Annotated in this window: 9 protein-coding genes; all 9 read right to left on the reverse strand. The window is 42.1% G+C overall.

Annotation, left to right across the window (positions count from 1 at the left end; genetic code table 11):
- Positions 1 to 200 precede the first annotated feature (200 nt).
- The 9 genes from A5875_RS11865 to A5875_RS11905 all read right to left on the reverse strand — a co-directional run bounded on the left by A5875_RS11865 (position 201) and on the right by A5875_RS11905 (position 9263).
- Positions 201 to 1055: an Rpn family recombination-promoting nuclease/putative transposase gene (locus A5875_RS11865; protein ID WP_254911869.1), complete on the reverse strand. Its 855-nt coding sequence runs from the start codon at positions 1053 to 1055 to the stop codon at positions 201 to 203.
- Between the two features lie 368 nt (positions 1056 to 1423).
- The gene (locus tag A5875_RS11870; RefSeq protein WP_088933786.1) at positions 1424 to 2458 is read right to left on the reverse strand and encodes a hypothetical protein; all 1035 of its coding nucleotides are present in this window, start codon (positions 2456 to 2458) and stop codon (positions 1424 to 1426) included.
- 79 nt (positions 2459 to 2537) lie between these two features.
- Positions 2538 to 3254: a winged helix-turn-helix domain-containing protein gene (locus A5875_RS11875; protein ID WP_088933787.1), complete on the reverse strand. Its 717-nt coding sequence runs from the start codon at positions 3252 to 3254 to the stop codon at positions 2538 to 2540.
- 29 nt (positions 3255 to 3283) lie between these two features.
- Positions 3284 to 4036 (reverse strand): winged helix-turn-helix domain-containing protein, encoded by a 753-nt coding sequence (locus A5875_RS11880; protein ID WP_088933788.1) that lies wholly within the window; start codon positions 4034 to 4036, stop codon positions 3284 to 3286.
- Positions 4037 to 4112: 76 nt separating this feature from the next.
- Entirely contained in the window at positions 4113 to 4328 is a 216-nt protein-coding gene (locus A5875_RS11885; protein ID WP_088933789.1) for a hypothetical protein, read from the reverse strand.
- A gap of 21 nt (positions 4329 to 4349) precedes the next feature.
- The gene (locus A5875_RS11890) at positions 4350 to 6911 is read right to left on the reverse strand and encodes a WxL domain-containing protein (protein WP_088933790.1); all 2562 of its coding nucleotides are present in this window, start codon (positions 6909 to 6911) and stop codon (positions 4350 to 4352) included.
- The gene (locus tag A5875_RS11895) at positions 6908 to 7351 is read right to left on the reverse strand and encodes an LPXTG cell wall anchor domain-containing protein (RefSeq protein ID WP_088933791.1); all 444 of its coding nucleotides are present in this window, start codon (positions 7349 to 7351) and stop codon (positions 6908 to 6910) included. Before A5875_RS11895 ends, A5875_RS11890 begins: the two co-directional genes overlap by 4 nt.
- The gene (locus A5875_RS11900) at positions 7338 to 8411 is read right to left on the reverse strand and encodes a DUF916 and DUF3324 domain-containing protein (protein WP_088933792.1); all 1074 of its coding nucleotides are present in this window, start codon (positions 8409 to 8411) and stop codon (positions 7338 to 7340) included. Before A5875_RS11900 ends, A5875_RS11895 begins: the two co-directional genes overlap by 14 nt.
- 72 nt (positions 8412 to 8483) lie before the next feature.
- Positions 8484 to 9263: a WxL domain-containing protein gene (locus tag A5875_RS11905; protein ID WP_088933793.1), complete on the reverse strand. Its 780-nt coding sequence runs from the start codon at positions 9261 to 9263 to the stop codon at positions 8484 to 8486.
- Between the last annotated feature and the right edge of the window lie 20 nt (positions 9264 to 9283).

A 9283-nucleotide genomic window follows, 5' to 3' on the forward strand; every position in this document is an offset into this window, starting at 1 on the left:
ATAAATAGTAAAGCAAATTCAAGTTTTTGAAACAATCTTCTAAGCTGACCTTAACAGGGGATTAAAAGATAGTGCTACTGTTAAGCCATGGGTGTGTGCTCTGTTTAATCAAAGTTCTTCACTTATAAGATACGCTTAATTAGGAGAAGCCTCATAAGACTTCTCTTCTGCTGATAAAATATTGGGAAATACTTTTTTCTCTATTCCCGCTCTCTTTTCAACTCTTCCAGCTTGTCAATGCTCAATCCGGTATATTTGGAGATCGTTTCTAAAGGGAGTTCGTCTTTTAACATTGATTGAGCGTTCTCAATTCTCGCAAGTTCCATTCCTTCTCTCACTTTAGTAGACATAACCGCATTACTAATAGCCTCTGCTTTATCTATTTTCATAATCATTTTTTGTTCCTCCCTTCCAAGGTTGTAAAAGTCGATTCGTTGTTTGGCTTCTTTGATATATTCGGGAGCTCCTGCGGCGACTTCGCCAGTTTTTAGGAATGTTTGCCAGTGGTACACGGCAGAGTTTTTTCGAATATTTTTACTTTTCAAGCTTAAAAAACATAGGATCAATAGCTCTTCTTCTTGGTCTCCCAAAAATGGCTGATAAGTTTTTTCATCAAGTAGTCGAAAGCGTTGCAAGGCATCTCCTTGGGCATCGGCTAAGTGAAAATCAATGATGTTGATTCCGTAAGCCGGATGCAAACTTGAAAACAGATTATCCTTGATAATGTTTTTGCTTTTCTTTTTACCTAACGAGGAGCGAAAAGCTTCGATCAAGTAAAACAGCGCTCGCGAGTTGAAATGATCGTGAGGCTGGATCTGACATTCAATCGTTGTCTGGGTGCCGTTTTCTGTGGTTGCTAGAATATCGACTTCGGTATATTGGATTTTCGGCTTTTTTTGTTCTTTTTCGTAATTACTGATATAGCTATCAATGTGATAAGTCTGTTCGGGTTGCAGCTCTTTGAAATCCGTTTCTAAAAGGTCGTTCACAAAAGCTTTGAGGATATGCAGGGAATCTTCGGAGGTCAACATTTTCTTAAACATGTCTAGTTGCACGAACAAGCTCTTTGAAGCAATAAGCGAAAATTTTGTTAAATTTGAGGAGCAATTTATCAAAATTTTAGTCTTATTGTTCAAGAGCTGACCGAGTTCGCTCCACTTTTCTAAATAAGTCATTCGTGGGTAAATATTTCTTCATCTTTTCGCACCTTTCCAGATAGCCGCGCTCTGCTGAAAAGGCTTTTCTTGCCCTCATTATAGCATGGGAAATGGCGTACTATCAAAGTTCTTCACTGTTAAGGTACGCACAAATGTGGCGGTTTCTGACGTAAAAATATTTTTTCTTTTATATACACGTTTAAAAACCTAACTTCCATTCTGCTGTTTTAAGAATGGAAATTAGGTTTTTAAATTGATTTTATTCGCTATTCTTTCTTTTCTGCCAGCACCTTATCCAATGCTTGAACGACTTGCTGATACTGTTCATCATTCAAATATTGACGATACGTCTCTTTTATTTTTTCTGCGGATTCGGTGTCGATAACCTCTTTTCCGTCTTCTATATTTTTAAGAACTCTCGCCATTGCTTCATCGTCTACTTGTGTTGGAGAAGTAACTTCTTTGAGAAATTCTTCGATTGGGATGAGTGCTTCTTTTTTCGGCAGTTGGACGGATGTATCGTTGTTTTTCGGTTTTTGATTCATCGTCATCTTTACGGTATAGCTTGCATCGTCGTTCGTACTCTTAGCTGTGATCTTGCCTTGTTTTGTATGTTCTTTTGTATCCAAGGTTAGGTCGATCGATAAGCTTTCTAGTTTTTCTAAGTCTGTATTTTTTTGCTTTGATAGATAGTTTTGGATTTCTTTCTTCGTAAAGCGATGGGTTAGCTTGTCACCATCTTTTTTGAAGGTCTCTTTCTCTAGTGTCTCGATAAAATCAGAAATAGTTGTTTTAGGAGCCGCCAAGTCTTTTTGTCCTATTGCCTTGAGCGCCTCAGCTTGTGTCATTGAAATATATTTGCCCTCGCTTTCCTCCATTTTCTGGGTATGAGCAGAAAGGTCTGAGTTGAATTGAGCAAACTGTTGGAGTGCGGCATTAATATAGAGTTCCTTCGCTGGATGATTAGAATAAAAATCAAGCGGCAGTTTCTGTCCAAGTGCATCTAGTTGGAGCTTCACGTATTGATTCTTTGTTTTCTTATCCACTTGATAGGAACCAGTGAGTGATACTCCTCTTAGCTGCTTTTCGATCACATCAAACATCATTTTATCTTCAACGCTGGAATCCTTATCCCCAGCATCAATTGAAACACTGTCAATGACAAGATCAAAGGTTCCACTGTTCATCTTCGCTTGCTTCTGCAGCTCTGCTTGATATTCCTCTTGGAGATTCACACCGCCGCACCCGCTGAATACCCCCAATACCAATAACAACCCTACAATGAATCCATACTTTCTCACCCTTTTTTCTCCTCTCTTTTGAACACTTTTAGCAAACAAAGCGTCAAAATAATCCCTATCCCCCTATCGCTTTTCTTTTTTACTGCTGACCCACCAGCACTTCATCAACTTCATCCACCCCAACCTGTTCATAAACCTTCCCATCCAACCGATACCCGCGTCCCCAGCAGGTTTCGATGATTGGGCCTTCGATGCCCTGTCCGGCTAGTTTGTCTTTTAGGTGTTTGACCATGACGGATAGCTGGGACATGCTGGAGTTGCTTTTTTGTCTATTCCACATGCGGAGGCAGAGCTCTTCGCGGGAGACGGTTTTGTTTTTTTGTTCGTGCAGGATGCGGAAGAGCTTTAGCTCGCCGCTGCTGAGCGATAGGCTGGACAGGTTGATTCTTTCTTCTGATTTTGGAAGAAAGACGATCTTGCTTTCGGTGCGGAGTTTGTCGCAGCTGAGTTTTTCTCTTAGCACTTCGATGCTTGGGCGGCTTTCGATCCACTCGGTGACGCCGAGTGCTTTCCATTCTTCTAGCTGTGTTTCTTCTAGTGGTTCATCGGATTTGCGGAAGATCGGGATCGTGTAGCTGCGCAGCTGCTTCACGAGTTCTTTTACTTCGACATTGGCGATCGTTTCGCTGAGAATGATTTGGTGGAAGATTTGGATAAAGTCGTGCTTGGCGTTATCCAATAAGCATAGCTCCACCAGCTCCTTTGTGGTAAAGACTTCGTGCCCTAGCTGTCTGAGGCGTTCCTCAAAGGCTTGTTCGTTCAAGGGATTTTTGGTAAATAATAGTATCTGACTCATGCGTATTCCTACTCTCTGATTTTTTTCTTCTATTGATTAAGGCTCATTGATTGGCTGTGGAATTCTCCTTTTAAGAGACAATTGTAAAAGTATGTGTTCAACTGATACCCTTCACCCCATAGTGTGTGAACGGCTTCCTCGATTCCATAAGCCTCCGCCACTTTTTTTCGGATCTTCGTGATGGCTGAGGATAGTTGACTCAGCTTGGAGTTTTGATTTTTTGAGCGCCAGCCGCGACAAAGTTCTTCTCTGGCTAAGGACAGGTTCTTCGCTGCCATTAGCCGCTGAATGATGTCTTTTTCCAGCTTGGTAAAGTGAATCTCTGAGTAATACAAAGGAAAAGCCTTTTTCTGATAGTCCAGCGAATGATTGCCGTAGGCTGCCAATTCCTTTTTCTCCTCCCGAAATTCGACTTGGTACAACAAGGATTTGTAGACCAGCTTTTCGCGCAGCCGTTCTAGGGAAGTATTCGCCAGTATCCAATCAAAAACATGCCAGTCGTGCCATTTTGCTGAAGTCGCTTCCAAAGGTTCCTCGCCGACGATCCGTACCAGACAATCTGTGGTGAACTGCTCACCGAATTCCTGCGCTTCGTTATCGGAGATCGTCTCACTCAGGAAGATCCATTGAAAGGACTTCATGAAACGATCCACGCGACGCACGTTCTCCCACATTTCCCAGATTGATACGGAAACCAACACTTCGTAATTCAGTTTTTGGAGCTGCTGCTGCAAATAGGTCTCCACTGAAATATTTTTTGTTAAGATCAATATGCGATTCATTTTCCACCTCGTTCTTGTGTGGCGTTACACCACGTTAATATGTACAAACCGCCCGAAACATCGAGCGGTCCTTTTTTTAAGCTGTTAACTGGTTCTGGATGATGACATACAGACTGATCCCCAGACCGATCCAGACGATCGCCAAGAGGAACATCCCCCAGTTTGCCAGCAGATAAGTCAGCTTTTTCCTTTTCGTCTGTTCGCAATAAGACAGATCCTTCACTAGGAAAAAGATCGCTAGGATGAGGGAAAGAACCCCCATACCCGCAGATAGCCAAACATAATTGTACATAGATTCCCTCTCTCACTTTCCTTATGGTGCTGTCGTCAATGTCCAATCCATATCAGCAGTATAAGACAATCCAGCGATACCAGAATGAGCTAACAACTCTAACTCAACATCGTTAAAGGCATAGTCTAGCTGATAGACACCTTGTGTAGCCCCATTGGTCAAAGCAACAGTCGTGCTGTCTGATGGAATTGATTTATTTCCAACTGACGTTCCACCTGACAACGATTCATTGTGTTTATTGTAATTTTGAACTTCCTTCAAAGATCCATTGTTTAGCTCAATACTTGTCGTTGACGGCAATGTTTTCGATCCGCTGGTGAACTGTCCAAGTTTCGCAGTCAATGACCAGCCGCTCAAGCTTTCTTGATCTTTAAAACGAATGTAAGGGTTATACCCCGCTTGATAAGAAGCTGCATCCAGATCCTTCGTTTGTGCATATGGCTTCACTTCCACATCACCGAATCGGAAATCAGGAATGTTGATCAGACCTGCATTTCCTAGAGGCTCAAGATTCGGTTCGTCTGGATCATCGATACGGACGAAATTCTCAGCAGCTAGCGAACCCACCATATTACCATCAATTTCGATTTCCGCTGGCAGTACTTGGTTCACCGCACCTGTAGCAGTATCCGTAAACGTAATTTCCGCATAGTTATTCGCTCCGCCAGATGGGATACTAATTCCTGTTAGATTAAAGCCGCCGACCCAATCTACTGGTGAGACTGTAAAGTTCTGAGCTATACCACCTGCTGGTGTAACAGTCACCATGGTAGGTGCAGACAAACCACTTGCCCAGTTACTAGTCGCTTTTAATTTCAAATTGTTCAGTGCTGAAGTTCCGGTATTGGTCAAACGAGAACTCCAATTCACTGAACCACCACTTCCAGTAATTTGCGGTGTTGGATTCAAGTTCAAAGTCGCACTAGTGTTCCTTGCTTGATAGTGATAACGAATTTCTTTATCGCCCTTGATATTATTCACTGCATAGGATGCCGCTGGATTAATCACACCGGGCGCATCAGTAACGTTTTCCCAACCAACAAAATCCCAATCGGCACTAGTGTTATCTGTAATGGATGCAATCGCTGTACCTGTGAAATGATCATTATCATCGATCGGACTTGTTTTCTGATTACCTGTTATATTCAGAAGCGTTGATCCATCCACTTGATCTACCCATTTCTCAGTGATTGTATGATTTTTTTTCTTATAGATATAGTAAATTTCTTTTTGTCCAAGTATATTATTTATTTGCACAGGTGTAGTTTTACTATTGACTGTTCCAGAAATCCCCTCTTTCCAACCAATGTATTCCCAATCAGCCCCACCAGTATCCGTTCTATTTGCGAGAGGAGCCCCAGTGAAGGAATTCCCTTCTACAATAGATTGAGAGGTATCCCATGAACCGCTATTAATTGAGGCATCACTACCATCTACATATTTTTCTTGTAGAACATGTAATGCTTTTTTCTTATAAACAACCGTAATTATACCTTCGTCGTCAAAATCAGCGATAGACTTTGTCTGCGTATAGTCAATCGTAGGAGCAGGTGAGTTCGATGTATTTAATGTTACAGGCTTAAGAGAACCTTGATACCACCCTTCAAAAACATACTCATTACTACCAACAGTATACTGATTCGGTAATGTTCCCATTGTATGGGTATACTGATTTTCGACTACGTCCGTTGTCTTTCCTTGCGTAAAACCAGATGGAGGAGTTATAGTCGTTCCAGTCTCGTCTTCAAAATTCTCGACTACTTGGAAACCTTTCATAAAGAATGTAATCTTCTTCCCTGAACCTGCTACGCTTGAATTAAATACTTGGCGATCATGCCAATTTGACCATTCAAAACCAGGATTAGGAAACCAAAATGACCCACCGGAAAGAGTAAATTCTACCCCATTTGGCTCTTCTTCATTAAATGTCAATCGACTTCCCGTATAGTTAAAAGTCCCTGGCATTGTTCTAACTAGATTCGGGTTCAATATTGCTTTATTCGTATTTCCTGCAAGATTAGAGGGTGGGGGGTAAAGGAGCGGATAATTGTCATTAGTATCATTGACCACCTTCTTGTACGCATTCGTGTTATAGGAATAACGAGAATGATCGCCTAAAACTGTTGAGTTAGCGGAAATTGTTCGAATATATGCTGGCACATTATTGAATCTCAAATTGTAAAATGAATGGAGATTTGCAAATGACCTATTATCATACCCAGTTGGAATATTAGAAGTCATACCATATGTGAATGTCCCAACTTTAGGCACGGATGAAAAATTCCCCGCCCCGTCATACGGGATAACGATTGTTTCTTGATTAATCATGTCATCTAAAGGTCTGACAACAGTACCTCCTGACGTAATTTGTTCTCTTCTTCTTACTCCATAGTCAACCTCTGCCACAGGAACCTTCCCAGCAGGAATAACACTGCCATCATCCATGAACATGTTAAAATCAATTTTTCCTGTAAACGTATCTGTTTGTAATGCATACGAATGATTTGGACAAGCAACACTTCCTATGATAATCCCTGATAAAACAATACATACTGCAAAGAGATTTCTTACTATTGTCTTCATACTCTTTCCCTCCTACTCCTTCTTAAGTAGAAAAAGATCAGCATAACAAGAAAAACACCCACAAATGGTAAAGCTAAATGAACCAATTCACCGGTACTAGGCAAAAGCTTATCATCTGCATAATAACGTGTCGTTCCACCCGTTCCGCCACCATTATTGCCCCACCATAAAAAGCTGCTCCCTTTTTGATTGGTATCCGGTAATGAGGATGAACTTTGTATACTACTGCTGGAACTAGACGTACTCGAACTTGTTGTAGAACTCGTTGTGGTGCTAGTTGACGTACTGGATGAGGCAGTGCTTGAAGTCGTGCTGGTTGAACCCACAAACTTGACCCCTACTTCATTTTGTACCTCATAACTTGCGGCATAGACGGATGCTCCGCTTACGCACAAACAAAACAGACCTACCAACAAGTACAATCCTTTATTCTTCTTCACGTTTTTCCCTCCCATTCCTCCGTTTGATATAACGAATCATCAGCCAAGCGGTCACGACTGCGGTCGCAGTACCCATGACATAGAAACTAGTCGTCCACCAACTAGGAATAAATATCCGAAACGCCGTTTGTTTGTTCATCTTCTTCGCCATCTCGCGGCTAATCGTGAAATCTTCCTTGAAGTTCCACGTCTTCGCCGTTCCTTTGACTTTGCCAATAAACGTATATTCTCCAGCCGAAACTTCCTGCATCCCCCAATCAATTTGGAAAGGAAAGACAGAGTTCGGCGCAATTTTCACTTTTTCCTGCTTGTTCTTCGCGATCGCCTTTTCTTGACCTTTACGAACGATCTTTCCTTCCGCTATTAAGTTTTGCATCGCTTCTGGATAAGGATTTTGAATGCTGGCTTCTAATACTTTACTGCCGTAATCGATCTCTGGTTGAAGCTTCACCAGCTTCAACTCTGTTTCGCCATAGATCGGCGCAAAGTCTTGCTCAGTTAGAACCAAACCAATCGCATAGCCGTAAGTATTCTTCACCGACATTCCCTGACTTTCTTCTTCCGTATCATTAGATTTCAGTGATATTCGCACGCCACCTAACAAGATTCCTTGAAAGGATTCTGCTGGCATCTGAATGTCAATCTCCGCCTTGCCTTCTGAGTAGGCATCCACCGATACTTCTTTATTCTTCGGCTTCGCCACATTCACGATCGGCAGCTTCATACTGGCATCTGGCTTCTTGTCTCGCTCGTCGTATGTAATCAAGCCATTTTTATTTGTTGCGGCATTGATGACTTCTACTTTATAGGTCTGTTTTTTCTCTGAATTGTTCATAATCTTTACTTGGATCGTTTGCTTCTGTTCAGGTGTCATTAATAAATGGTAGAAACTCACGCGATCATTGATCTGATTCTCAGGCAGTACCGCCTGTACCGTGAAGCCCGCACGTTTTTCATTTTCAGTAATTCCCTGTTGTGATTCCTTGGCATTCTCCGCAAATCCTGTGATAGGGAAAAGAATCAGTACTACTAAGCTTAAAATCGGGAGTAGTCGCTTCATATTTGGCTCCTTTAGACAATACAGGTTGAAGACAACTTCTATCTTCAACCTGTCATTTTTCATACTTTTTTATTAAATCGCGTCTGTTAATGTCCAGTCGATGGTCCCAGAATATTGTTCACCAGACGCAACAGCGTTCATTGGTCCTGCCGGAACATTCAAGTTGATATTGGTAAATTCACCTTGCCAGTACCCTTCACCACGACCATCCGCCGCACTTGGTGCAGATTCGGCAGCCGCACTCATAATTGTTGAGCTAGTTGTACTTAACGTAACCGCTGCTGTCACCGTATCTGGTGTATGAACTGTTGCACTCGCAGTAGTCGGTGTCGCTACCCAACCTGTTGGATTCATCTCATTGATGCTCTGTGCCATAGTAATCGTTGCACCTGTCAATGATTTACTTGTACCGCTGTCTGTTAGATCCGCAGTTAGCTTCGCCTCTAATTTCCAACCAGCAGCACGAGTACCACGAACATCTCCTACTAAGAAATGTTTAGTGGTTGGGTTAGTAAGACCCGTTCCGCCTGTATTTGATGCAGGGTTGCCTTCCCAGTTTGCATCAATTGGAATAACAGTCGATGTTGTGACAACACTTGTAGGAACCGCTGTTTCCGCGAAGTTGAATTCTTTCGGAACATAAATCAAACCAAAATCACTTGCTGGTGGTGTTACTGGTGGGACAATCGGAGGCGTAATCGGTGGTGTCACCAATGTTCCCTTTTTGAATGATACTGATCCAGTAGATTGTCCGCTATATGTAGCTGCATCTGCCGGTAATGCTGTGGTAACCAATACCCCGCCTAGGAATGCTGCGCTTAGCAAACCTGTGACTAATTTTTTCTTATTCATCTCTTTTCTCTCCTTAATAT

The sequence above is a fragment of the Enterococcus sp. 3H8_DIV0648 genome, from assembly GCF_002140655.1.
GTDB lineage: Bacteria > Bacillota > Bacilli > Lactobacillales > Enterococcaceae > Enterococcus_A > Enterococcus_A hulanensis.

Coding starts and splice junctions, on each gene's coding strand:
- A5875_RS11880 (WP_088933788.1), bottom strand. CDS start 4,036: ATGAATCGCATATTGATCTTAACAAAAAATATTTCAGTGGAGACCTAT.
- A5875_RS11885 (WP_088933789.1), bottom strand. CDS start 4,328: ATGTACAATTATGTTTGGCTATCTGCGGGTATGGGGGTTCTTTCCCTC.
- A5875_RS11900 (WP_088933792.1), bottom strand. CDS start 8,411: ATGAAGCGACTACTCCCGATTTTAAGCTTAGTAGTACTGATTCTTTTC.
- A5875_RS11875 (WP_088933787.1), bottom strand. CDS start 3,254: ATGAGTCAGATACTATTATTTACCAAAAATCCCTTGAACGAACAAGCC.
- A5875_RS11905 (WP_088933793.1), bottom strand. CDS start 9,263: ATGAATAAGAAAAAATTAGTCACAGGTTTGCTAAGCGCAGCATTCCTA.
- A5875_RS11890 (WP_088933790.1), bottom strand. CDS start 6,911: ATGAAGACAATAGTAAGAAATCTCTTTGCAGTATGTATTGTTTTATCA.